Annotated in this window: 20 protein-coding genes; 11 read left to right on the top strand and 9 right to left on the bottom strand. The window is 72.6% G+C overall.

Going from position 1 to position 24,617, the window contains the following annotated elements; all coding sequences use genetic code 11:
- Positions 1-8: 8 nt before the first annotated feature.
- Positions 9-1,562, top strand: coding sequence for an acyl-CoA synthetase (locus C6N31_RS28630; RefSeq protein ID WP_198358536.1), 1,554 nt, complete (start codon positions 9-11; stop codon positions 1,560-1,562).
- A gap of 55 nt (positions 1,563-1,617) precedes the next feature.
- Here the strand turns inward: C6N31_RS28630 and C6N31_RS28625 are convergent, their stop codons facing one another.
- Both C6N31_RS28625 and cpt read right to left on the bottom strand, forming a co-directional pair.
- Entirely contained in the window at positions 1,618-3,582 is a 1,965-nt protein-coding gene (locus C6N31_RS28625; RefSeq protein ID WP_138353954.1) for a hypothetical protein, read from the bottom strand.
- An 84-nt stretch (positions 3,583-3,666) separates the two neighbouring features.
- Complete coding sequence (cpt, locus tag C6N31_RS28620; RefSeq protein WP_187144785.1) at positions 3,667-4,200, bottom strand: chloramphenicol phosphotransferase CPT; 534 nt, start codon at positions 4,198-4,200, stop codon at positions 3,667-3,669.
- A gap of 77 nt (positions 4,201-4,277) precedes the next feature.
- Here cpt and C6N31_RS28615 point away from each other — a divergent pair, with 77 nt between their 5' ends.
- Positions 4,278-5,135: an endonuclease/exonuclease/phosphatase family protein gene (locus C6N31_RS28615; protein WP_138353953.1), complete on the top strand. Its 858-nt coding sequence runs from the start codon at positions 4,278-4,280 to the stop codon at positions 5,133-5,135.
- On the opposite strand, the gene C6N31_RS28610 is transcribed toward C6N31_RS28615, so the two are convergent.
- From C6N31_RS28610 to C6N31_RS28590, 5 genes are all read right to left on the bottom strand, one after another.
- Complete coding sequence (locus tag C6N31_RS28610) at positions 5,112-5,624, bottom strand: carboxymuconolactone decarboxylase family protein (protein ID WP_244809026.1); 513 nt, start codon at positions 5,622-5,624, stop codon at positions 5,112-5,114. The two genes, C6N31_RS28615 and C6N31_RS28610, sit on opposite strands and share 24 nt — an antisense overlap.
- Positions 5,621-6,232 (bottom strand): DUF4865 family protein, encoded by a 612-nt coding sequence (locus tag C6N31_RS28605; protein ID WP_138353952.1) that lies wholly within the window; start codon positions 6,230-6,232, stop codon positions 5,621-5,623. The genes C6N31_RS28610 and C6N31_RS28605 overlap by 4 nt, the downstream gene beginning before the upstream one ends.
- A 30-nt stretch (positions 6,233-6,262) precedes the next feature.
- Positions 6,263-6,838 (bottom strand): TetR/AcrR family transcriptional regulator, encoded by a 576-nt coding sequence (locus tag C6N31_RS28600; RefSeq protein ID WP_138353951.1) that lies wholly within the window; start codon positions 6,836-6,838, stop codon positions 6,263-6,265.
- An 87-nt stretch (positions 6,839-6,925) separates the two neighbouring features.
- Entirely contained in the window at positions 6,926-7,270 is a 345-nt protein-coding gene (locus C6N31_RS28595; protein ID WP_138353950.1) for an antibiotic biosynthesis monooxygenase family protein, read from the bottom strand.
- A 92-nt stretch (positions 7,271-7,362) separates the two neighbouring features.
- On the bottom strand, positions 7,363-8,997 hold the full coding sequence (locus C6N31_RS28590) for an acyl-CoA synthetase (protein ID WP_138353949.1): 1,635 nt from the start codon (positions 8,995-8,997) through the stop codon (positions 7,363-7,365).
- Between the two features lie 181 nt (positions 8,998-9,178).
- Between C6N31_RS28590 and C6N31_RS28585 the strand changes: the two genes are divergently transcribed.
- The 5 genes from C6N31_RS28585 to C6N31_RS28565 all read left to right on the top strand — a co-directional run bounded on the left by C6N31_RS28585 (position 9,179) and on the right by C6N31_RS28565 (position 13,512).
- On the top strand, positions 9,179-9,985 hold the full coding sequence (locus tag C6N31_RS28585; RefSeq protein ID WP_138353948.1) for a crotonase/enoyl-CoA hydratase family protein: 807 nt from the start codon (positions 9,179-9,181) through the stop codon (positions 9,983-9,985).
- Positions 9,986-10,013: 28 nt separating this feature from the next.
- Entirely contained in the window at positions 10,014-10,964 is a 951-nt protein-coding gene (locus tag C6N31_RS28580; RefSeq protein ID WP_164295914.1) for a Zn-ribbon domain-containing OB-fold protein, read from the top strand.
- Positions 10,965-12,011, top strand: a complete 1,047-nt coding sequence (locus C6N31_RS28575) for a thiolase family protein (protein ID WP_138353946.1) — start codon at positions 10,965-10,967, stop codon at positions 12,009-12,011.
- Positions 12,008-13,174, top strand: a complete 1,167-nt coding sequence (locus C6N31_RS28570; protein WP_138353945.1) for a thiolase family protein — start codon at positions 12,008-12,010, stop codon at positions 13,172-13,174. The genes C6N31_RS28575 and C6N31_RS28570 overlap by 4 nt, the downstream gene beginning before the upstream one ends.
- 98 nt (positions 13,175-13,272) lie before the next feature.
- Positions 13,273-13,512: a DUF397 domain-containing protein gene (locus C6N31_RS28565; RefSeq protein ID WP_138353944.1), complete on the top strand. Its 240-nt coding sequence runs from the start codon at positions 13,273-13,275 to the stop codon at positions 13,510-13,512.
- Positions 13,513-13,616: 104 nt separating this feature from the next.
- Here the strand turns inward: C6N31_RS28565 and C6N31_RS28560 are convergent, their stop codons facing one another.
- Positions 13,617-14,315, bottom strand: coding sequence for a maleylpyruvate isomerase family mycothiol-dependent enzyme (locus C6N31_RS28560; protein WP_244809025.1), 699 nt, complete (start codon positions 14,313-14,315; stop codon positions 13,617-13,619).
- A 350-nt stretch (positions 14,316-14,665) separates the two neighbouring features.
- On the opposite strand from C6N31_RS28560, the gene C6N31_RS28555 reads away from it, so the two are divergent.
- Positions 14,666-16,609, top strand: a complete 1,944-nt coding sequence (locus C6N31_RS28555; RefSeq protein WP_164295919.1) for a phosphocholine-specific phospholipase C — start codon at positions 14,666-14,668, stop codon at positions 16,607-16,609.
- Between the two features lie 94 nt (positions 16,610-16,703).
- Here C6N31_RS28555 and C6N31_RS28550 read toward each other — a convergent pair whose 3' ends face one another.
- A complete protein-coding gene (locus C6N31_RS28550) occupies positions 16,704-17,807 on the bottom strand; it encodes an isoafricanol synthase (protein ID WP_198358535.1) in 1,104 nt (367 codons plus the stop codon).
- Between the two features lie 181 nt (positions 17,808-17,988).
- Between C6N31_RS28550 and C6N31_RS28545 the strand changes: the two genes are divergently transcribed.
- The 3 genes from C6N31_RS28545 (at position 17,989) to C6N31_RS28535 (ending at position 24,554) form a co-directional block, all read left to right on the top strand.
- A complete protein-coding gene (locus C6N31_RS28545) occupies positions 17,989-20,910 on the top strand; it encodes an ATP-binding protein (protein WP_198358534.1) in 2,922 nt (973 codons plus the stop codon).
- A gap of 144 nt (positions 20,911-21,054) precedes the next feature.
- Positions 21,055-23,976, top strand: a complete 2,922-nt coding sequence (locus C6N31_RS28540; protein WP_138353939.1) for an ATP-binding protein — start codon at positions 21,055-21,057, stop codon at positions 23,974-23,976.
- Positions 23,977-24,053: 77 nt separating this feature from the next.
- The gene (locus tag C6N31_RS28535) at positions 24,054-24,554 is read left to right on the top strand and encodes a hypothetical protein (RefSeq protein ID WP_138353938.1); all 501 of its coding nucleotides are present in this window, start codon (positions 24,054-24,056) and stop codon (positions 24,552-24,554) included.
- Positions 24,555-24,617: the final 63 nt, after the last annotated feature.

Below are 24,617 nucleotides of genomic sequence, written 5' to 3'. Positions count from 1 at the left end.
GAGGCACCATGACGTCCACCGCACCCAACGGCTTCTGGGCACAGGCCGCCCAGGACCCCGACCGGCTGGTGCTGGTCGCCCCGGACGGCGACGAATGGAACGCCGGCCGGCTCAGCGCCGCCTGCAACCAGCTCGTCCACGGACTGCGCGAGGCCGGGCTCGAACCCGGTGACGCCTTCGCGGTCGTGCTGCCCAACAGCGTCGAGTTCTTCACCGCCTATCTCGCCGCGTTCCAGGCCGGCTTCTACCTGGTGCCGGTCAACCACCACTTCGTGGCACCCGAGATCGCCTGGATCCTGTCCGACTCCGGCGCCAAGGTCCTCATCGCCCACGAGCGGTTCGCGGCCGACGCGCAGGCCGCCGCCGACGAGGCGGAGTTCCCGGTGGGCCGGCGGTTCTCGGTCGGCGAGGTGCCGGGCTTCCGGCCGTACGCCGAACTGACCGACGGACAGCCGGTCGGCGCGCCCGCGGACCGCACCAGCGGCTGGGTCATGAACTACACCTCGGGCACCACCGGGCGCCCCCGCGGCATCCGCCGCCCGCTGTCCGGGAAGCTGCCCGAGGAGACCTACCTCGGCGGGTTCCTCGGCATCTTCGGCATCAAGCCGTTCGACGACAACGTCCATCTCGTCTGCTCGCCGCTCTACCACACCGCGGTGCTCCAGTTCGCGGGCGCGGCACTGCACATCGGGCACCCGGTCGTCCTCATGGACAAGTGGTCGCCGGAGGAGATGCTCCGCGTCATCGACCGCTACCGCTGCACCCACACGCATATGGTGCCCACCCAGTTCCACCGCCTGCTGGCCCTCCCGGAGCAGGTCAAGGAGCGTTACGACGTCTCCTCCATGCGGCACGCCATCCACGGCGCCGCGCCCTGCCCCGAGCACGTCAAGCGCGCCATGCTCGACTGGTGGGGGCCCTGTGTCGAGGAGTACTACGCCGCCAGCGAGGGCGGCGGCACCTTCGCGCCCGCCGCCGACTGGCTCAAGCGGCCCGGCACGGTCGGCAAGGCCTGGCCGATCAGCGAGATCGCCATCTATGACGACGACGGCAACCCGCTGCCGGCGGGTGAGGTCGGCACCGTCTACATCAACATGAAGACCGGCGGCTTCAGTTACCACAAGGACGAGGGCAAGACGAAGAAGAACCGCATCGGCGACTTCTTCACCGTCGGCGACCTCGGCTATCTCGACGAGGACGGCTATCTGTATCTGCGCGACCGCAAGATCGACATGATCATCTCCGGTGGCGTCAACATCTACCCCGCCGAGATCGAGGCCGCGCTGCTCACCCACCCCGCCGTCGCCGACGCCGCGGCCTTCGGGATCCCGCACGAGAGCTGGGGCGAGGAGGTCAAGGCCGTCATCGAACCCGCCGCCGGCCACAAGGCGGGGCCCGAGCTGGCCGACCACATCCTGGCCCACTGCGAGAAGCGGCTCGCCGGCTACAAGCGGCCCAGAACCGTCGACTTCATCACCGAGATGCCCCGCGACCCCAACGGCAAGCTCTACAAGCGGCGGCTGCGCGACCCGTACTGGGAGGGCCGCGGCCGCGCGCTGTGACCACGACCGCCGGGCGGCCGGCACCCGCCCGTCCTGACCGGCGGGCGGGGCCGCGTCAGATCTCCGGCGGCGGGCCCCAGCGGCCCGGGTCCGGGCGGCCGAACGGCAGGCCGGCGCTCTCACAGGCTTGGCGCAACTGGTCGGTGTCCGGCAGGTCGAAGCTCTCCTTGCGGATGACCTGGCCGGTCGGCGACCAGACGAAGAGCGCCTCCTGGCCCTCCTCGTGGGTGTCGACGCCGATGCCGCCGATCGCGGTGCGGGGGTACTCCCACCGGGTACGGCCCGAGCCGCCGCGCGAGGCGAGGCGGATGCCGTCCGGGCCGAGGGCCAGCCCGGGGCGGCGCAGGTCGTACAGGCCGCCGAGCAGCGCTCCTGCGGCCGCGGCCGCAGGCAGGCCCCAGAGGAGCCAGCTCATGTCACCGCTGAGATAGCGCATCTTGAAGCCGACCACCCCCACCACGACGACCATGAGCACGGCGCCCGCGATGTAGTACCACTTGCGGGTGGTCCAGGGCATGTCCAGCACGACGGGCTCGGCGGTCGTTCCGGCGGTCACGGCCGGCCGGTCCTGGACGACGCCCGCCGCCAGGCTCGCGTAGGCCGCCGTCTGATAGGCATCGTGCTCCGGATCGGTGAGCGGATAGCCGAACGCCCGCGCCCGGTCCCGCAGTTCGGTGCGGGAGATGCGGAGCGCGCTGAGCGGCGCGTCCAGCTGCTCGGTCCCGTCCTTGCCGCGCAGCCGCAGCCAGGGGTGACCGTGGCGGGTGTTGATCTCCATCGCGCCGATGTCCGCGCGCTGGACGCGGATCTCCGCGCCGGCGCCCTCCCAGCGCAGATACTCCGCGGTGACGGCCAGTACGGCGTCCGGGGCGATCTGATGGGGGAGGAAGCCCGGCCGCAGGTCGTAGGCGCGGCTGCGCGGCCCGTCCTCGATCACCCGGTAGCCGCGCGACCGCAGCACCGCGAACAGCTCCTCCGCCGGGATCCGGCCGGTGTGCGCGGTGCCCAGCAGCGCCAGGTCATGGCCGTAGATCTGCAGCAGCGCCGCCGGCTCGGCCCCGCCGCCTCCCGTGCCGGGGGCGGACAGCGGCTGCGCGACCAGCCCGGCGATGCGCTCCGCGGCCAGGTCGGTGCTGCCGAAGACCGGATCGAAGGCGGTGATCCGCTCCGGGGTGACGGTCCAGCGCGCGGGCCGGTTCCCGGCCAGCCGGACGAGGTAACCCGCGGCCAGCACCACGACCGTGACCCCGAGGGCGTTGATCAGCGCGACGCGTCCGGGGACCGCCGTCGGGCCGTCGCCGACCGCCGCGACCAGCAGCGCGGTCGCACCGCAGGCCAGCGCCGCCAGCCGGCGTCCGTACTGCCGGGCCCGCAGCCCCGGTTCGGCCCGCGACAGCTCGACCGCGCTCTCCTGGGCCGCCGGCAGCGGTCCCTCCGCCGCGGCGGACAGCAGCGCCGCCTCCCGGCGGGCGAAGACCGTCTCCCAGTGCACCGCCGCGCCTGAGGCGGCGCCCTGCCGGTCCACGATCCGGACCGGGGCGCCGAGCCGCCGGGCCGTCAGATGGAACGGGAACATCGCCAGCGCCATGTCCTCCACGCCCATCGAGCAGAGTCTGCCGACCTTCGTCGCCCCGTATTCGGCCGGCGCCAGGACCTCGAGATCCGGCACCAGGAGCGTCAGCGGCTGCTCGCGGGAGAACGGATGCGTCACCCGCACCCGGCCGCCCCGCAGTTGCTGCAGCCCGCTCGCGCTCAGCCGCCAGAACGTCAGCGGCCGCAGCCGCCGCCACCCGGCCGCGGCACCCCAGACGAGCGCCGCCAGGGCGAACGGCACCACCAGCCGCAGCAGCCGGTCGTCCGCCAGCACATAGGCGATCACACCCGCGAGCACCGCTGTCGACGGCGGCATCCACCAGGGCGCCGGGTCCGCCCGCAGCCGGTTGCTCTCCAGGACGGCGCCGGCCCCCGGCCCGGTGACCGGCCCGGCGGACCGGGGCGACGACGCGTGCGACGGCTGCATAAGTGGCCTTGTCCCGAGACGGCGGTGGGTCCAATATCCTGTCAGACGCCCGGAAGAGCGAGGCCGGTGGATCGTCCCTCGTCGTCAGCCGGTCCGCGCGGCGATGGCGCGGGCGCACACGAGGGACTCCGTGGCGGTGGTGTCCACCTCGAGGTCGTACTCCACCCCTTCGTGCACGAGCAGGGCCTGGGACCGGGCCATGCCCGCGACCCGGTCACCGCGGGCGGCCTCCCGCTCCTCGGCGACCCCGGCCTCGCACCGCACCCCGACCCACAGCACGTGGAGACCCGTCAGTGCCGTGCGCCATCTGGCCTGCGAGCCGGCGCCGCCGAGGAACACCTCGTCGACGACGATCCGGGCACCGGCGCGCGCCATGGCCGCGATGCCCTCGGCCCAGGCCACGTCGAGCAGCCGGAACGCGGCCCCGGTGGTCACGTCGCCGTCCGGGCCGAAGGAGATACCGGAGTCCGAGGCCCGCATCGCGGCGGGCAGCGCATCGACGAGGGTGTCGACGCCGAAGCTCAGCCACGGCTCCGGAAGGACGGTTTGCAGACAGCGGGCGATTCCGCTCTTCCCCGCGCTCGATCCGCCGTTGAGAATGATCACTTGGGTGGGCATGCCGCCACCGTAGGCGTCGGGAGAGGAAGCGGCCAGTGGATACTGCGAGCGCCCGGGACGGCGGAACCATCCGCCTGATGACCTGGAATCTATGGTGGCGGTTCGGGCCCTGGGAAGCGCGCAGGGACGCGATCGCGCACGTGCTGCGGGAGGAACGGCCCGATGTCCTGGGGCTGCAGGAGGTGTGGGGGAGCGCGAGCGAGAACTTCGCCGGGTGGCTCGCCAAGGAACTCGGCATGGAATGGGTCTGGTCCCGCTCACCGGTCCAGGACCGGTGGCACCGGCGCAACGGCGGTGACACCTCGGTCGACGTGGGTGTCGCCGTCCTGAGCCGGTACCCGATCCTGGAGACGGCGGAGCGCCGGCTGCCGGCGGCAGGCTTCCCCGACGACGGCAAGACCGTCCTGCACGCTCTGATCGACGCCCCCGGCGGCCCGCTGCCGTTCTTCACCACCCATCTCAACTCCGGCCCGGCGGAGTCCGGCGTGCGCTGCGCGCAGGTGCGGGAGCTGGCGGCGTTCGTGAACGAGCGGACGGGGTGGGGGACGGTGCGGGCGAGCGGGAGCTTCCCACCCGTCGTGTCCGGCGACTTCAACGCGGAGCCCGACTTCGACGAGGTACGGCTGATCGGCGGCTACAAGACCGCACCTGCCGAACCCGGGCTGGTGCTGCTGGACGCCTGGCGCTTCGCCGACCCCTCGCAGCCGCACGGCACCTGGGACATCGCCCACCGGGATTCGGTCAACTTCGGGGATCGCCCGAGCCGTATCGACTACCTCTTCGTCGGACTGCCGGGCCCCGACGGCCGCGGCTGGATCCGCAGCGCCCGCCGCGCGGCCGACGCACCCGTCGACGGGGTGTGGCCCTCCGACCACGCCGCCGTCGTCGCCGAGCTCGCGACCGGCCCTGTTCTAGCCGTCGATCCACTCGGCTGACAGCGCCCGCGCCGGATTGGCAGCAGCGGCGGCCCCCGACGTCCTCGACCTGCTCTGCGGGAAGTTGGAGGTGCCGCCGTCCAGCGTGATCCTCGTGTCCTTCCCGACGGCGTCCTTCCCGAGGGCGGCCGTCACGACGCGCAGTCCCGCCAGCGCCTTCGGCACACCGATGTACGGGGCGAGATGGACCATCACCTCGACGATCTCCCGCGGCTCGATCCCGATGCGCAGGCTGTTGCGCACATGGTCGTCCAGCTGCGGCTCCACACCGCCCAGCGCCGCCAGCGCGGCGAGGTTGGCGATCTGCCGGTCGCGCAGCGCCAGCCCCTCGCGCTGGTAGGTGCCGCCGAACAGGGCCGTCACGATCCAGTCCGGGAATCCGGGGGCGACCGCGTCGAGGCGGGAGAGAGTGGCCTCGATGGTCTCCGGGCCCGCCAGTTCGCCGAGCAACCGGTAGCCGGCCTCGCGGTCGATGCTCGCCTGCTTCACCACTGTCGTCCCGTCTCGATGGTGTTCCGTTCCGGCGCCGACAGGTGCAGCACCTCGTAGCGGTCCCCGGCCGCGGCGGGAGCGGTGTGCTCCCAGAGCGTGAAGTGCAGCAGTTCCCAGTGCCGGGGATCGACGGCGAGCGCGGCCGAGTGCACGCCGGGCGTGCCGGCGTACTCGCGGACGGTGCCGGCGGCGCGGTCGATGACGGCGGCCGGATCCTCGCCGGGAGGGATCGGCACGGCGCGGCGGGCGGCCGCCCGGGGAACCCGGCCCGCCGCGGGCCCGTGCTCGAAGGCCAGCCCCGTCCAGTGCTCGACCTCGGGGCGGCCGAAGTCGTCGATGATTCCCTGGAATCCCGGCCCCCAGAGGAAGCTGTTCATGCCCTGCGGGGTGTTCCACAGATAGAACGGCGCGTACTGGTTGACGGGCGACTCGCCCCCGACCTCCGGCTGGGAGGTGCCCCCCGTGCCGCGCTCGCGGATGAGGTACGCCTTCAGTCCGAGACCGGGGAAGTCGTCGAGCAGATGGCCCCGGGACTCGACCCGACGGCGGATGATCTTCATGTCGTAGTCGGCGGGCAGCGTGATCCGGTACTGCATGGCGTGCATCGGGCTGAACTCCCTACGGCTCGGCGGTGGTCACCGGTCGGCGGTGGTCGAGCGGGCGGCGAGCAGCGCGACCGCACCGCGCACCGCCTGGTGGAACGGCTCCTGCGAGTCCTCGGCGCGGGCGAGCACATAGCCGCCCTGGACGACGGCGGTGATCATGGCGGCGGTGTCCCGCGGATCGAGCGCGGCGTTGAACTCGCCCGCGGCCAGGCCCTCGGCGATGATCTCCGCGAGCCGTCCGCGCAGCCAGGCGAAGGTCTCCTGGACCGGGCGGCGCAGCTCCGGGCTGTCGATCACGTCCGGATCCATGGCCATCCGGCCGACCCGGCAGCCGCGCAGCGCGTCGCGCTCGCGCAGCAGATAGGCCGAGACCCGCTCCAGTGCGGTGCCCCCGCCCGACATCTGGGCGTCGGCCTGGGCCATCAGCTGCTCCGCGCTGCGCCGCATCGCGGTCAGCGCGAGCTCGGGCTTGCCGGAGAAGTGGTGGTACATGCTGCCCTGGCCGGCGCCCGCGTGCTGCTGGATCGCCTTGGGGCTGGTGCCGGTGTAGCCGCGTTCCCAGAGGAGTTCCTGGGTGCTCGCGATCAACCGTTCCGAGGTCTCCATGATCCGAGTGTACATACTAGTAGGTACAGAATCCACGGGGTGAGGCGATGTGCCGTGCGGCCGCACCGCCTCACCCGGTCGGAGGCCCTAGTCGCGCCGGAAGCCGTAGGCACGCTCCACGCGGGCCACTTCGACGCTGTACGAGGCGTACCACCGCTCCCGGCCCAGCCGTTGCACCTCCAGGTGCTCCGGATCGGCCTTCCAGGAGGCTATGGACTCCGCGTCCGAGTAATAGACCACCAGCAGATCGCGGCCGTCGGGACCGCTCTCCGACTCGCGGCCCAGGTATCCGGGCCACTTGGCGGAGAGCGGTCCCATGCGGCGGTTCGCGTCCGCGTACCCCTCCGGGTCCTCGCCGCTCGGCAGTGTCGTGATGATGACGGCGTAGTACGGCGGCTCGGGACGTTGGAACGAGGTGGAATCGGCGGACACGCGCGCACTCCGATCGACGGGGGATCCTGACCGCTGATCGTAAGCGCCGCCACTGACAACGGCCCGGGACGTCCCCTCGGGCGGCCGCCCGACTACCGCCCGGCCTCCGCCGCGTCGGTGGCCACCGAACGGGCCCAGCGGTAGTCGGCCTTGCCGCTGGGGGAGCGCTGGATGCTGTCCATGAGGACGAGGCTGCGCGGGATCTTGTAGCCGGCCAGCCGGGTGCGGCAGTGCGCCTGGATGTCGTCGAGGGTCAGTGGGTCCGCACCGTCGCGCGGCTGGACGACGGCGGCGACGTGATTGCCCCACTTCTCGTCCGGCACCCCGGCGACCAGTGCGTCATAGACGTCGGGGTGCGCCTTGAGCGCCTCCTCGACCTCCTCCGGATAGACCTTCTCGCCACCGGTGTTGATGCACTGCGAACCGCGCCCGAGAACGGTGACGACGCCGTCCTCGTCGACCGTCGCCATGTCCCCGAGCAGCACCCACCGCTCGCCGTCCCGCTGGAAGAACGTCTCCGCGGTCTTCTCGGGGTCGTTGTAGTAGCCGAGCGGTACGTGTCCGCGCAGGGCGATGCGTCCCGGTTCGCCGACCGTGACCGGCTCCAGCGTGGCCAGGTCGACCACCGCGATATGGGAGTTGACCCGCAGCCGGAAGCCGTTGGCGGGGCTGGAGTCGTCGGTGGCCGTTCCGTTGAAGCCGGACTCCGAGGAGCCGAAGTTGTTCAGGATCATGACCGTCGGGACCAGCGCCTGGAACTGGGCGCGGACGGTCTCGGACATGATCGCGCCCGAGCTGGAGATGGTGAACAGCGAGGAGCAGTCGGTGCCGGCCAGCGGTCCGGCGAGGGCGTCCGCCAGCGGCCGGAGCATGGCGTCGCCGACCAGCGAGACGCTGCTGACCTTCTCCTTCTCGATGGTGCGCAGCACCTCGTCCGGCACGTACTTGCGGTGGATGACGACCTTCTGGCCGAAGTTGAAGCCGATGAACGCGGTGAGCGTGGAGGTGCCGTGCATCAGCGGCGGGGTCGGGAAGAAGACCAGCCCCTCGCCGCCCGCGGCGACCCGCTCCGCCAGCTCCTCGGGCCGCTTGACCGGCTCGCCGGTGGGGGCGCCGCCGCCCATGCCGGAGAAGAAGAGGTCCTCCTGGCGCCACATGACGCCCTTGGGCATACCGGTGGTGCCGCCGGTGTAGATGATGAACTGGTCGTCCGCGGAGCGCGGCGGGAAGCCGCGGTCCGGGGATCCGGCCGCCTCGGCGTCGGTGAAGGCCACCGGCGCGATGGCCGGTTCCCGCTCGTCCCCGGCCGGAACGCCCACCCTGACCAGGTGCCGCAGCTTCTCGGTGTGCGGCAGTGCGGCGGCCACCCGGCCGGTGAACTCGGCGTCGAAGACCAGTGCCGTCAGATCCGCGTCCCGGTAGAGGTAGACCAGCTCCTCCTCCACGTACCGGTAGTTGACGTTCACCGGCACGGCACGGGCCTTGACGCAGGCCAGTGCCGTCTGCAGGTACTCGATGCCGTTGTAGAGATGCAGTCCGACGTGGTCGCCGGGAAGGATCCCGCTGCCGATCAGGTGGTGCGCGATCCGGTTCGCGGCCGCGTCGAGCTGGGCGTACGTCAGCCGCCGCTCGGCGCCCGATCCGGGGTGGTCGATGTAGACGAGCGCCTCCCGGTCCGGGACCACGTCCACGACCGACTCGAAGAGGTCGGCAAGGTTGTACTCCACGGCTCCTCCAGCCTTGATGCTGCGAAGGTCTCGGCGGTCATTAGAACCCTCCTGGAGCGAGGTGGGAAGGGTTCCCGGGCGGGAAATCTGACTGGTAGTCAGAAAACTATTGAACTCGACCTGCGCCTACTGCAACCTGTTCTAGGTCCGCGACGGAAGATTGCGACCTTGGAGGCCGGCCATGGGCGGCACGGAACATCTCACGGTGGAGCGCGTCGGCGCGACGCTCGTACTGACCCTGAACCGGCCCGAGGCGAAGAACGCCCTCTCGCTGCCGATGCTGGTCGGTCTGTACGACGGCTGGCTGGCGGCCGACGCCGACGACTCGATCCGCTCCATCGTCCTCACCGGGGCCGGCGGCACCTTCTGCGCCGGCATGGACCTCAAGGCGCTGGCCTCCGACGACGGCGCGATGGCCGGGCAGGAGTACCGCGACCGGATGAAGGAGGACCCCGATCTGCACTGGAAGGCGATGCTCCGGCACCACCGGCCGCGCAAACCGGTGATCGCCGCCGTCGAGGGGTACTGCGTGGCCGGCGGCACCGAGATCCTGCAGGGCACCGACATCCGCGTCGCCGGGGAGAGCGCCACCCTCGGGCTCTTCGAGGTCCGGCGCGCGCTCTTCCCGATCGGCGGCTCCACCGTGCGGCTGCCCCGGCAGATCCCCCGCACCCACGCCCTGGAGATGCTGCTCACCGGCCGCCCCTACTCCGCGGCGGAGGCGAAGGACATCGGCCTGATCGGCCATGTCGTGCCCGACGGCACGGCGCTGAAGCGAGCCCTGGAGATCGCGGAACAGATCAACGCCAACGGGCCGCTGGCCGTCGAGGCGGTCAAGGCGTCCGTGTACGACACCGCGGAGATGACCGAGACGGAGGGCCTCAAGCACGAACTGGAGCGGGGCTGGCCGATCTTCGCCACCGCCGACGCGAAGGAAGGTCCCCGGGCCTTCGCCGAGAAGCGCCCCGCGGTCTTCAAGCGCGCCTGACCCCAGGGACCCAAGGAGAGAAGCCCCCATGACCGAAGTCCTCAGCGCACCACTGGTCGTCGAGTTCCCGTTCACCCGCTCGCTCGGCCCCGTCCAGAGCGCGTTCCTCACCGGCCTGCGCGAACGCACCGTGCTCGGTGTGCGCACCGGCGACGACCGGGTGCTCGTACCGCCCGTCGAATACGACCCCGTCACCTCGGCGGAGCTGCGGGAACTCGTCGAGGTCGGCGCCACCGGCACCGTCACCACCTGGGCCTGGAACCCCGACCCCGGGCGCAACCAGCCGCTCTCCACGCCCTTCGCCTGGGTCCTGGTCCGCCTCGACGGCGCCGACACCGCGATGCTGCACGCCCTGGACGCGGCCGGCCCCGACGCCGTCAGCACCGGAATGCGGGTACGGATCCGCTGGGCCGCCGAGCGGGTCGGCGCGATCACCGACATCGCCTGCTTCGAACCGGACGACGGGACCGGGCCGCCGGAGCGCGCGGCCACCGCGCACCACGGCGAGTTCACCGATCCGGTGACCGGCATCGTCGCCCCCGCGCGCCTCGACTACGTCTACAGCCCCGGCCGGGCCCAGACCCGCTACCTCGCCGCGCTCGCCGACCGCAAGATGATCGGCGAACGCTGCCCGTCCTGCCGCAAGGTCTACATCCCGCCCCGGGGCGCCTGCCCCACCTGCGGCGTCGCCACCGAGGAACAGGTGGAAGTGGGACCTGGCGGCACCATCACCACCTTCTGCATCGTCAACATCAAGGCCCGCGGCCTCGACATCGAAGTGCCGTACGTCTACGCGCACATCGCCCTGGACGGCGCGGACCTCGCCCTGCACGGGCGCATCGGCGGCCTCCCCTACGACCAGGTGCGGATGGGCATGCGCGTCGAACCCGTGTGGAGCGACGACGGCGGCTTCCCCGACCACTACCGGCCGACCGGAGAGCCCGACGCCGGCTACGACACGTACAAGGAGATGGTCTAGATGCGGGACGTCGCGATCGTGGCGTTCGCCCAGAGCCGGCACGCCCGCAGCACGGCCGAGGTCTCCGAGGTCGAACTGCTCATGCCCGTGCTGCACGAGGCGTTCGACCAGGTCGAACTGAAGGCCAGCGACATCGGCTTCACCTGCTCCGGGTCGTCGGACTACCTCGCCGGCCGGGCCTTCTCCTTCACGATGGCCCTGGACGGGGTCGGCGCCTGGCCGCCGATCTCCGAATCGCATGTCGAGATGGACGGCGCCTGGGCGCTCTACGAGGCCTGGGTGAAGATCCTCACCGGTGAGGCCGACACCGCGCTGGTGTACTCCTACGGCAAGTCCTCGCCCGGCGACGTCCGCGAGGTACTGACCCGCCAGCTCGACCCGTACTACGTCGCGCCGCTGTGGCCCGACCCGGTCGCGCTCGCCGCGCTCCAGGCGCGGGCCCTCATCGACGCGGGGCACACCAGCGAACCCGAACTCGCCGGGGTCGCCGCCCGCAGCCGCGCCTCCGCGCGGGACAACCCGTACGCGCAGCTCACCTCCGTCCGCGACGGCGGGGAGTACGTCGTCCAGCCGCTGCGCCGCCAGGACTGCCCGCCGGTCGGCGACGGCGCCGCCGCGATCGTGCTGGCCGCCGGGGACACCGCCCGCCGGCTCTGCGCCAGGCCCGCGTGGATCCGCGGCCTCGACCACCGGATCGAGGCGCACAGCCTCGGCGTCCGCGACCTCACCGACTCACCGTCCACCCGGCTCGCGGCCGAACGGGCCGGGCTCTTCGACGCGCCGGTCGACACCGCGGAACTGCACGCGCCGTTCACCTCCCAGGAGGTCGTGCTGCGCAGGGCGCTGCGGCTGGGCGACGAGGTGGACGTCAACCCGTCCGGCGGTCCGCTCGCCGCCAACCCCATCATGGCCGCCGGCCTGATCCGGCTCGGCGAGGCGGCCGCCCGCATCCACCGCGGCGACTCCGACCGCGCCGTGGCCCACGCGACCTCCGGTCCCTGCCTGCAGCAGAACCTGGTCGCCGTCCTGGAAGGGGATGTGAAATGAGCAAGGCACCCGTGGCCGTCGTCGGCATCGGCCAGACCAAGCACGTCGCGGCCCGGCACGACGTGTCGATCGCGGGGCTGCTGCGCGAGGCGGCCCTGCGGGCGCTCGCCGACGCCGAACTCACCTTCGCCGACATCGACGCGGTCGTCATCGGCAAGGCCCCGGACTTCTTCGAGGGCGTGATGATGCCGGAGCTGTATCTGGCGGACGCCCTCGGAGCGGTCGGCAAACCGATGCTGCGGGTGCACACCGCGGGCTCGGTCGGCGGCTCGACCGCGCTGGTCGCCTCCAACCTGGTCGCGGCCCGCGTCCACCGCACCGTACTGACCGTCGCGTTCGAGAAGCAGTCCGAGTCCAACGCCATGTGGGGGCTCTCGCTGCCGATCCCGTTCCAGCAGCCGCTGCTCGCCGGCGCCGGCGGCTTCTTCGCCCCGCACGTACGCGCCTACATGCGCCGCACCGGGGCGCCCGACCACATCGGCTCCCTCGTCGCGTTCAAGGACCGCCGCAACGCCCTGAAGAACCCCTACGCCCACCTGCACGAGAAGGACATCACCCTGGAGAAGGTGCGGGCCGCCCCCATGCTGTGGGACCCGATCCGCTACTCCGAGACCTGCCCGTCCTCCGACGGCGCGGTCGCGATGGTGCTCACCGACACCGAGGGCGCGGCCCGGACGCCGCGCCCGCCCGCCTGGCTGCACGGCGGGGCCATGCGCAGCGAGCCGACGATGTTCGCGGGCAAGGACTACGTCAGCCCGCAGGCCGGCAAGGACTGCGCCGCCGATGTGTACCGGCAGGCCGGGATCACCGATCCGCGCCGGGAGATCGACGCGGTCGAGATGTACGTGCCGTTCTCCTGGTACGAGCCGATGTGGCTGGAGAACCTCGGCTTCGCCGCCGAGGGGGAGGGCTGGAAGCTCACCGAGGCGGGCGTCACCGAACTCGACGGCGATCTCCCCGTCAACCCGTCGGGCGGGGTGCTGTCCACCAACCCGATCGGCGCGTCCGGCATGATCCGGTTCGCCGAGGCGGCGCTGCAGGTACGCGGCCAGGCCGGTGAGCACCAGGTGGAAGGGGCCCGCCGGGCGCTGGGCCACGCGTACGGCGGCGGCGCGCAGTTCTTCTCGATGTGGCTCGTCGGCGCGGACCGGCCCACCACCTGATCGGGCGGTGTATCCGGGCAGCTTGTCCCATTGCCTGTCGGGCAAAGGGCCCGGTGGCTAGGCTGGGTCGCGGATGACGACGTGGGAGGAGAGCGGACGTGGCCGAGAGCACCATCGGACAGCCGTTGACCAACGGTAAGAAGCCGCAGCTGGATCTTGCGAGCGCGGACTGGCAGTCCAGCAGTCAGGGCACGGGCGACGTCCAGATCGCCTTTATCGAGGGCTACATCGCGATGCGGGACGGGCGGAGCCCGGACGGGCCGTCGCTGATCTTCACGCCCGCCGAATGGCGCGCCTTCGTACTCGGCGCGCGTGACGGCGAGTTCGACCTCACCTGAGGCGTCCGTCCCGTACGCCCCACCGGCCGCCGGGCCTCGTCACCGAGGCCCGGCGGCCGGCTGTTCGGGGCCGGACACCAGCATGGCTACGGCCACGGCTACGACTACGGCCACGGCCCGAGTTCGGGCAGCGGCGCCACTCCGCTGTCCAGCGGGCCCAGCGGCTCGCGTCCCGCCAGCCAGGCGGTGAGGTCGGTGAGCGCACCGCCTACGGTGACCGGTTCGCCGTCCCCGAGGACAAGTGCCTCCGGGCCGTCCGACGCCGCGAGCGTCAGCCGCACCGCGTCCGGTACCCGCGGCGCGAGGAAGTCCAGGACGTGCGCGCAGAACGGCCGTGACCACTGCGCGGTCCGGTACCCGATCGCGGCGTCCGCCGTGTGGATCTCCAACTCCCGCCACCAGGCGAGCGCGGCGGCCGACAGCGTGGCGTCGCGATAGCGCACCGGCCGCTCCAGGTCCCGCGGGCCGACGGCCGTCCACGCCTGCTCGGCCTCGTCGAGCGCCGCGGTGACGGCCGCCCGCAGTTCGGCGGCCGAGCGGCCGTGTCCGGCCTCGATGGCGGCGTCTCGGGCCGGCCGCCCGCCGTCGTAGGGATCGATCAGCTCGTCCTTGAGGGCGTAACGCGCCTGCCGGGCCAGGGCGAACCCGACCCCTTCGACATGGCTGAGCAGGTGCCCGCGGGTCCAGCCGGGCAGTGCGCTCGGGGCGCGGACGTCGGCGTCGGTCAGCCCGCCGAGCAGCGCCCGCAGCCGCGACTGACTCTCCAGGACCGCCGGTACGGGGTCGGGACGGTTCACGGCCACAGCAGCTCCTTGTGCCGGCCGCCGTCGGAACGGCGGTGGGTCGACCGGGTGTGATCCCGGTTCTTGTCGCCCCGCCGGAAGTCCACTTGCCGGCACTCCACCTGCTGGGCGCATCAGCTAATGCATCGCCGCGAATATAACATTAGGTCTCCGCTCCGGGGTGGCTGGTTCCGGCCGTCCCGGTGGCGGGTATCAGGACGTCCGGCGGCTTTGCCCGTGCTTGGGTCGCCCGTCATCTTGTGTGTGGCAAGTGGCCATGGCAGTCTCCGCGCGTATTGGCGCGCCCGTCGCGTTCTCCCCGTTCAATTCGGCGCGACCCCGCACCTGTGTCCCCTGACCGAGGAGTCGCCTTGACGCCCTTGTCCCGCCGTGGATTCCTGGGAGCGGCCGGCGCCGCCGCCGCGTTCGGCACGCTGCCCGCCTCCATCCAGCAGGCCATGGCCGCCACCTCGGCGGCCGGCACGCTCGACGATGTCGAGCATGTGGTGATCTTCATGCAGGAGAACCGTTCGTTCGATCACTACTTCGGCACCCTCAAGGGTGTACGCGGCTACGGCGACCGGTCGCGGCTGCGCTTCCCCAACGGCCAGGACGTGCTGCGCCAGACCGCGAACGGTCCCTCCGGCGGCAGTCTCGTACTGCCCTGGCACCTGAACACCGCGACGACGGACGCGCAGCGGGTGCGGGACCTCGACCACGGCTGGTCGGGCACCCACAGCGCCTGGAACAGCGGCAAGTACAACAACTGGGTGCCGGCCAAGAGCGCCTGGTCGATGGGGTACTACCAGCGCGCCGACATCCCGTTCCAGTTCGCGCTGGCCGAGTCGTTCACCCTCTGCGACCAGTACTTCTGTTCCGTGCAGGGGCCGACCAACCCCAACCGGCTGTACCAGTGGACCGCCACCGTCGACCCGGCGGGCAGGAACGGCGGGCCGGTCACGGACAACTCCGAGAAGGGGTACTCCTGGACCACCTACGCCGAGCGCCTGCAGTCGGCGGGCATCTCCTGGCGGGTCTACCAGCAGCAGGACAACTACGACGACAACCCGCTCGCCTGGTTCAAGAACTTCAAGAGCGCCGCCACCACGTCACCGCTCTACGTCAACGGGATGCAGCGGCGTTCCGCCGACGCGTTCAACCAGGACGTGAAGAACGGTACGCTGCCGGCCGTCAGCTGGGTCGTGGCCCCGGCCAACCAGAGCGAGCACCCGGACTACCCGCCGGCGTACGGCGCGAACTACACCTCGAAGTACGTCCTGGAGTCGCTCGCGGCGAACCCGGCCGTCTGGGCCAAGACCGTGGTCTTCCTCAACTTCGACGAGAACGACGGCTTCTTCGACCATGTGGCGCCGCCCGTCCCGCCCGCCGGAACCGCGGACGAGTTCATCGGCGGGGTGCCCATCGGTCTCGGCCCGCGCGTGCCGATGATCGTGATCTCGCCCTGGAGCCGCGGCGGCTACGTCAACTCCGAGGTCGCCGACCACACCTCGCCGCTGCGGTTCCTGGAGAACTGGACCGGGGTGAAGGAGACCAACATCTCCGCCTGGCGCCGCACCGTCTGCGGTGACCTGATGAGCGCCTTCGACTTCAGCACGAAGAACACCACGTTCCCCTCGCTCCCCGACACCGCCGCGCTGGTCGCCGCCTGCGACGCCCAGAACTCGCTGCCCGACGCCGCCCCGCCGTCGGCGCAGGTGGCGCCGGTCCAGGAGTCGGGCACCCGGCCGGCCCGGAGGATCGGCTACGGCTTCGACACGACGTCGTGGACCGAGACGAGCACCGGCCGCATCTGGATCAAGGTGGTCAACACCGGGACGCTGGGCGCCGGGTTCGCGATGTACACCGTCAACCACCGCACGTACGACAACTGGCGCTACACCGTTCCCGTCGGCGGCAGCGTGCAGGACTACTTCAGCGCCCAGACGTACGGCGGCGGCCTGTACGACATCGACGCGCACGGCCCCGACGGCTATCTGCGCGGCTTCAAGGGCGATGTGCGGACCTGGTCGAACGCGGCCAAGGGGCACCCCGAGGCGGCCGTGGCCATCGCCCGCGCGACGCCGCGGAACCTGGCGCTGACGCTGACCAACGGCGGTGGCGCGGCGGTGGTCTTCACCGTGGGCGGCAACGCCGCCGGGGACGGTTCCGGCGGCAGTACGGTGACCGTCGCGGCGGGCGGTACCCAGCAGGTCGCGCTCACATCGGCGGCCGACGGCGGCTACGACTACACCGTCACCGCGAACACCGGCGACGGTTTCGAGCGGCGCTTCGCGGGCCGCACCTACCCCGCCTAGGAAGTCGGCGTCCGCCCGCATCCGGGCCGCGCGAGGGACCGGGGCCGCACTCCCGTGCGGCCCCGGCCGTTCCGCCGCTCCGTTCACGGCCGGTTCAGCCGAGGCCACCGGGGCGGCGGGCGCGGTCCGCGCCGAAGAGATCCGACCACGGCCGCTGTCTGCCGCCGCTCACCGCGGCGACCCCCGAAGCGCGGTACCGCGCGGTCTCCAGGGACCAGTCGAGATTGCCGCGCATCACATGGCGCATGGCGCGCACATAGTCCTCCACCTGCGTCCGCAGCGCGGGCGCGGCGTCGTACTCGTCGAGCACCGTGGGAAGCCGCGCGGCCAGCATCTGGAACCGCTGCACGCGCGCGTTGGCAGCCCGCGCGATGAGTTCCACGGCCCCCTCCAGCGTGTGGTCGCTGCTGTCGAGCAGCAGGATCACACTGTTGTTGACGTCCCCGGCGGCCAACTCCTTGTCCACCGACATGATGTCGTTCACGAAGATCACCACATCACTGGTGATCTCCCGCATCTCGGCGAGCGGGCCCGAGTGCAGCATGTCCGGCAGGGTGTAGCCGCCGCAGCGCTCGGCGAAGTCCAGGCACGGCTGGACGCCGATGGAGTCCCGGCGGCCCCGCAGGAAGGTCTCGAGGGTCATGGCGGGCCGCCGCGTCCGGTTCAGCGCCTCCCAGTGGTAGGCCCGCAGATAGTCCCGCCAGTGGTCGCGGAAGCGGTGCTGCCACACGGTCGGCGTGCCGGCCGCCGAACGGACCCAGATGTCGCGGAATCCGTCCGCGAGGGGGTTGTCCGACGGGTTGGCGGCGCCACGGACGGGGGAAGGTGGTTCGTAGAGGATCGACACCAACGTGTCGACCTCGCGCTCCACGTCGTCCGGCCGACGCCCCAAAGGGCCGTCGAACTGGTCGTCGAAGATGAAGAACCAGGCGTTGAAATCGGCGGCGAGGTCGAGGTCGGGTCCGGTGGCACGGGGGTAGAAGAACGCCATCAGGCGCTCCAGCCGTAGGGCGTCGTACTCCTCGACGTCGCGGTCGAAACGGAGTATCGCCAGGTCGCGCAGCCACTTGAGGGTGTGCCGGCGGGCTCGGTCGGTGTGCGGGCTCGACCGCCCGGGGAAGGGAATGCTCAGCAGGGTGGTGCGTTCCGCGAGGATGTCGCGCTGGATGGGGCCGCTGGGGGCTGTGGTGTCCGACAAGGTGCCCACCTCGGGTTGCGTCGCGGTGGTCCGGAGCCGCCCGGACCATGGGGAAAGTGAACTGGCGTTTGCCATCTACCCGTTCGTCCGACGTGGATATCCCCAGGGGGCACTACAGAGCGTCCCGGCGGGCGTACGCTCGGCGCTACCTGCCGAACAGGCAACGAGAACGGGAACGGACATGCCAGACGCGGTAGAACAATTGGGACGAGTGAATCGCTTGGTTCTCGAACGTGAGTCCGAACTCGTCGCGCTCGACGGCGCTTTGAACGATCTCTGCGGGACTCGGTCCGGCACGAAGCACGGCGGGCTGCTCGCTTTCGCGGGTCCTGCCGGGGGCGGCAAGACCGCACTGCTCGCCGAGGTCCGCAGGCGAGCGGCGGCGCGCGGCTGCACCGTGCTGTCCGCACGCGGTGGCGAGCAGGAGCAGGGCATGGCCTTCCATGTCGTCCGCCAGCTCGTCCAGCCGGTGCTCGCGGCGGCCTCCGAGGAGGAGCACCGCCGGATACTGGGCAGCTGGTACGACATCGTCGCCCCGGCGGTCGGGCTGGTGGCCTCGGCCGGCGACGGCGCCCCCGATCCCACCGGCGTGCGCGACGGCCTGGACTGGGTGGTGACGCGCTTCGCCGTCCAGCAGGCGCCCGTCGTCCTGATCCTGGACGACGCGCACTGGGCCGACGCGGAGTCGCTGGCGTGGCTGACCGCCTTCGCCCCGCGCGCCGAGGAACTGCCGATGCTGGTGATCGTCGCGTACCGGCCGGACGAACTGCCCGCCAACGCGATGGCGTTCCGCAAACTCGCCGGCCGGCACGGCTCCCGGCCCTTCGACCTGGTGGCGCTCACCCCGGGCGCCGTCCGGCGCATAGTGCGCGACGCCGTGGGGGAGAGCGCCGAGGAGGCGTTCTGCCGTGAGGCGTGGGCGGTCACCGGCGGCAACCCCTTCGAGGTCACCGAGCTCACCGCCAAGATCTGCGACCGCGAACTCAAGGGCCAGCGCGAGGAGATCCCGGAACTGCGCGAACTGGCCTCCGCCGTCAAGGGCAGCGGCCTCATCGAGCGGATCGAGAAACTGGGCCCGTCCGCGGTCCGCTTCGCCTGGGCCGCGGCCGTCCTCGGCACGTCCATCGCACCGCCGCTGGCCGCGGGCGTCGCCGCGCTCGGCCGCGAGGAGGCGGCCGACGCCTTCGAACGGCTGCGGGCCGCGCGCATCCTGACGGTCGGCACCAACGACAGCTCCACCCTGGAGTTCGTCCACCCGCTGATCGCCACCGCCGTCTACCGGGCGATCCCCAGCGCGCTGCGCGTCGGGATGCACGGCGAGGCGGCATCGGCCGTGACGGAAGCGGGACTGGGTGCCGCCACCGCCGCCCGGCACCTGCTGGAACTGCACCCCGAGGGTGACGAGTGGGTGGTGCAACAACTGCGCGGCGCCGCCCGCGAGTACCTGCGGGCCGGTGCGCCCGAGGCGGCCCAGCGCTGCCTCGCCCGCGCCCTGCGCGAACCCCCGCCCTACGGTGAGCGCGCGGCCGTGCTCTTCGAACTCGGCTGCTCCTCGCTCCTCAACGAGCCCGCGAACACGGTCAACCACCTGCGGGCCGCCCTGGAGGAGCCGGAACTCGAACCGGAGCTGCGCGAGGCCATCACCTACCGGCTCGCCCAGGCGCTGGGACACACCGGCCGGATGGCGGAGGCCGCCAGAACCGTCGAGGCCGAGGCCGGCCGGGCCAACAACACCCGCACCCGGCTGCGCATGCAGGCCGAGCAGTTCATGTGGAACGCCTTCCGGGCCGACGAACAGGACTCGCCCGCCCGCTCCCGGCGATTGGCCCGGCTGGCGGACCATCTCACCGGCCGCGGCCCGGCCGAACGCTACATCCTGGGACTGCGCGCCTGGGACGCGATGGTGCGCGGCGAACCGGCCCCCGTCGCGGTCCGCTACGCCGAGGAGGCCCTCGGCGACGGCCTCAGCTGGACCGACGAGAACTGGGGCTTCGAGGTTCCGGTCCTGGTCGCCCTCACCTTCATGTACTGCGACCAGCCGGGCCGCGCCGAGGACCTGTTCACCAAGGGCATCGCGGAGCTGGAACGCAAGGGCTGGCGCGGCGCGCACCTGTCGTTCGGCTTCACGCTCCTCGGGTACATCCGCTACCGCCGCGGGCGGCTCGCCGAGGCCGAGGACCTGGTGCACGCCGGGCTGGGCATCGCCGACCGGGTGGGGCCGGGAGTGCCCGCGCAGTGGTTCGCGATCGGCATCCTCATCGAGATCCTGCTGGCCCGCGGCCGTACCCACGAGGCACAGGAGCTCGCCGACACGTACAACTACGGCGAGGTGATCCCGAACGCGGTGGTCTACCCCGACTCCCAGACGGTCTTCAGCGAACTGCTGCTGGCCCAGGGCATGCGGGGCGACGCCGAACGCCATCTCACGGTGGTCGGCCAGCGGCTGGAGGCGCGCGGCATGCGCAATCCCGGCTGGTGCCCGTGGCAGCTGCACCTCGCCCAGGCGGTGGCGCTCGTCGAGCCCGAACGGGCCGCGGACACCATCCGGGAGGCCGTTCAGCGGGCCCGCCAGTTCGGTACCGCGTCGGCGATCGGGCAGGCGCTGCACGCGTCCGCCGAAGTGACCGGTGGCGCCGACGGTCTGCGGCTGCTGGCCGAGGCCGTCAGCCATCTCGAACGCTCACCCTCGGCGTTCGAACTGGCCCGCGCGCAGGTCGCGTACGGTGCCGCGCTGCGCCGGGCCGGACTACCGCAGGACGCCGCCGACCGGTTGCACGCCGGTCTGGAAGGCGCGCTGCACTGCAACTCGGACGCGCTCGCCGGCCGGGCCCGTGACGAGCTCGCGGCGGCGGGGATGCGCCCGCTGCAGCTGCGCAGTACCGGGACCGACACGCTCACCGGGCCGGAGCGGACGGTGGCGGAACAGGTCGCGGGCGGCCGGTCCACCGCCGAGGTCGCGAAGGAGATGGGCGCCGCGGAACGCGAGGTGACGCGCATGCTGTCCGCCGTCTACCGCAAGGTCGGCACCGATCACGCCGGGCTGGCCAAGGCCCTCGAACAGACATCGGACAACGGGTTCCAGCACTCTGCGCTGGGGCGATGAACCAGGACCTCGGAAGGTAGGGCCGCGGCAGGTCCGGGACAGGGTCCCGGACCGCCCCGCGGGCGTACGCTGAGGTGGCATCGGACGCGCGAGCGCCGAGCGCATCGGGCGCCCGGCGTACGCGGTGGTACCAGGGGGTGCACGATGCCGGAGCACAGGGCCCGTTCAGGGCGCCCGTTGCTCGAACGAGAGCCCGAACTCGCCGCTGTGGACGAGGCGTTGCGCCAGCTCACCGGCTTGCGGGCGGACGGCGGCGAGAGCCGCGAGCGGCCGCGCGGCGGCCTGCTGGCCTTCTCCGGCACCGCCGGGCTCGGCAAGACCACGCTCCTGGCCGAGACCCGCCGGCGCGCGGCCGACCAGGGCTGCACCGTACTGTCCGCCCGCGGCGGCGACCAGGAGCAGCGGGTGGCCTTCCATGTGGCCCGGCAGCTCCTGCAGCCGCAGCTCGCCGGATCCGGTGAGAGCGAACTGCGCTCCTCGCTCGGCAGCTGGTACGGGATCGTCGGCCCGGCGCTGGGCCTGTGCGCGGCGGGCGACGGTGCGGCACCCGACCCGCAGGGCCTGCGCGACGGCCTGGACTGGGTGGTCACCCATCTCGCCCAGCGGCGCGCCCCGGTGGTCCTCGTCCTGGACGACGCCCACTGGGCCGATCCCGAATCGCTGGGCTGGCTCGCAGCGTTCGCGCCGCGCGCCGCGGAACTGTCCATGCTGATCGTCGTCGCCTACCGGCCCGAGGAACTGCCCGAGCACGCCGGGTCGTTCCGCGGACTGCCCGGCAGTACCGGCCACCGGCCCCTGGACCTGGAACCGCTCACCGCGGACGCGATACGCGACCTGGTGCGCGCGTCGGTCGGGGAGCACGCGGACGACGCGTTCTGCCGCGAGTGCTGGTCCGTCACCGCGGGCAACCCCTTCGAGGCCGTCGAGCTGACCGCCAAGGTCCGCGACCGGGGCCTGCGCCCCGACCGGACCAGCGCGCACCTGCTGCGCGAACTGGCGGCCGCGGTGAAGGGCAGCGGGCTCACCACCCGGCTGGAACGGCTGGGCGTGCCCGCCGTCCGGCTGGCCTGGGCCGCCGCGGTGCTGGGGACGGAGATCTCCCCGGAGCTCGCCGCGGACATCGCGGGCATCGGCGCGGCGGAGGCGGCCGAGGCCGCGGACACACTGCGCGGCGCCCGGGTGCTGACCGGCGGCGCGACCCTCGAATTCGTCCACCCGCTGATCGCCACCGCTGTCTACCGGGCGATCCCCGACGCGGCGCGGGTCGCGCTGCACGGCCGGGCGGCCTGGTCGGTCGTCGACGCCGGCCTCGGAGCCTCGGCCGCCGCCCGCCATCTGCTCGAGACCCACCCCGAGGGCGACTCCTGGGTCGTGGGCCAACTGCGGGACGCCGCCCGCGAGACGCTGCGCGCGGGCGCCCCGGAAGCCGCCCGCAGCTACCTCGGCCGGGCCCTGCGCGAACCCCCGTCCCCCGGCGAGCGCGCCGCCGTCCTGTACGAACTCGGCTGCGCCTCCCTGCTGCTCGAGCCCGCCACCACCGTCAACCATCTCCGGGCCGCGCTGGAGGAGCCGGCGGGCGACCCCGCCCTGCGCGAGGGGATCCTCTTCCACCTCTCCCAGGCACTCGCCCACAGCGACCGGCTCGACGAGGCCGCCGACACCGTCGGCCACGCGGCCCGTACCGCCACCGATCCCCGGGTCCGGCTGAGGATGCAGGCCGAGCAGTTCATGTGGGACGCGTTCCGGGCGGACGAGCCCGGCTCACCCGCCCGCTCCCGCCGGCTGGCCCGGCTCGCCGACCGGCTGACCGGCCGCGACCTCACCGAGCGGTACATCATCGGGCTGCGCGCCTGGGACGCCGTCCTGCGCGGCGAGCCGTCCGGCACCGCGCTGCGCCACGCGGGCCGGGCCCTGGACGGAGGGCTGCACTGGGCCGAGGCGGACTGCGGCTTCGAGGTCCCGGTGCTGGTCGCCCTGGTGCACATGTACGCGGACCGGCCCGGCCGGGCGGAGGAGCTGTTCGCCGACGGGATCGCCGAGTTCGAACGCCAGGGCTGGCGCGGCGCCCATCTGTCGTTCGGCTATCTGCTGCTCGGCTACGTCCGCTTCCGGCGCGGCCGGCTCGCCGAGGCCGAGGACTTCGCCCGCGCCGGACTGCGGCTCGCCGAGCGCGTCGGCCGGGGCACCCCCGTCCAGTGGTACTCCGTCGCGGTCCTCATCGAGGTGCTGCTCGCCCGCGGCCGGGTGGCCGAGGCGACGGAACTGGCCGCGGACCACGACTTCCACGCCCCGTTCCCCGCCGCCGTCACCTTCCCCGACGCCCAGGGCGTCTACGGCGAGCTGCTGCTCGCCCGCGGTATGGCGAAGGAGGCCGCCGTGGAACTGGCCGCCGTGGGCCGCCGGCTGAACCAGCGCGGCATGCGCAATCCCGCCTGGTGTCCCTGGCAGCCGCACCTGGCGCTCGCCGAGGCGTCCACCGCCCCGGACCGGGCCCGCGCCACGGCCATGGAGGCCGTCGCCCGCGCCCGGCAGTTCGGAGCCGCCTCCACGATTGGGCACACCCTGCGGATCGCCGCCGAGGTGTCCGGGGGAGCGGAGCGGATGAAGCTCCTGGAGGAGTCCGTCGACTCGCTGGAGCGCTCCCCGGCCGGCCACCAGCTGGCCTGCTCGCTGGTCGCCCACGGGACGGCGCTGCGCCGGGCGGGCCGCCCGGCGGAGGCCGCCGAGCAGCTCTACCGGGGTCTGGAGGGCGCCCTGCAGTGCGGCGCCGACGAACTGGCCTCACGGGCTCGCGGGGAGCTCACTTCGGCGGGCCTGCGGCCCCTGCGGCTGCCCGCCACCGGGACCGCCACCCTCACTGAGCAGGAACACGCGGCCGCCGCCCGCGCGGCCACCGGCGCGACACCGGCGGCGATCGCGGCGGAGCTGTCCACCGGCGAGGTCACCGTCGGCCGGCTGCTCTCCGCCGTCTACCGCAAGCTCGGCACCGACCCCGGCGGGCTGCCGGGGGCGTACCGGACCGACCCGCCCGGCGGCCCGTCCGGGGCAGTCGCGGGGGAGGAATGAGGACGGGCCGCCGAGAGGTCCGGCGGCCACGGCCCCCGGCGCCGCGCAAGGGGCCGCGGGCCACGTACGATGGCCGTATGTCGTTCCTCCGCCGCCGCACCGCAGCCACGCCCACCGGGCCGGACTTCGATGTCCTGGCCATGGACCCGGGGGACTGGCCGGGCATTCTCGGCGCTGGGCTGCTGCCCGGTCCCGACGGCAGCTGCCAGGGCATCTTCCTGCGCTACGACCTCTTCGGCGGGCGCGGTCCCGCCATGCTGATCGGCAATCTCCCCGAGGGCTCCCCGGCGCGTGAGCTGGAGGACGGCCAGGTGCCCTTCGAGGTGGCCCAGCTGATGGTGGCCCTCGGCAACGAGGAGCCGGTGGAAGTGGTCAGCACCGAGGACACCCCCGCGATGCACGGCGACGGCCTGCTCATCGTCCGGCGGATAAAGGTCTCGGAAGCACGGATCGCCTGCGCCCAGTTCGACCGCAGCGACGGCGTCCAGGTCACCATCGCCACCTGGGACCGCCCCATCACCGACGACCTGTACCAACTGCTGAAGCCGCTGCCCGCGGAGATGTTCCAGCAGGGCTGACGGGACGCACACCGCACGTGACAGGGGCGCCGCCGGGATCCGGCGGCGCCCCTGTCACGTCCC

Source organism: Streptomyces fildesensis (genome assembly GCF_016107395.1).
Taxonomy (GTDB): Bacteria; Actinomycetota; Actinomycetes; order Streptomycetales; family Streptomycetaceae; genus Actinacidiphila; species Actinacidiphila fildesensis.
This window is presented reverse-complemented; position numbering and strand designations above follow the sequence as displayed.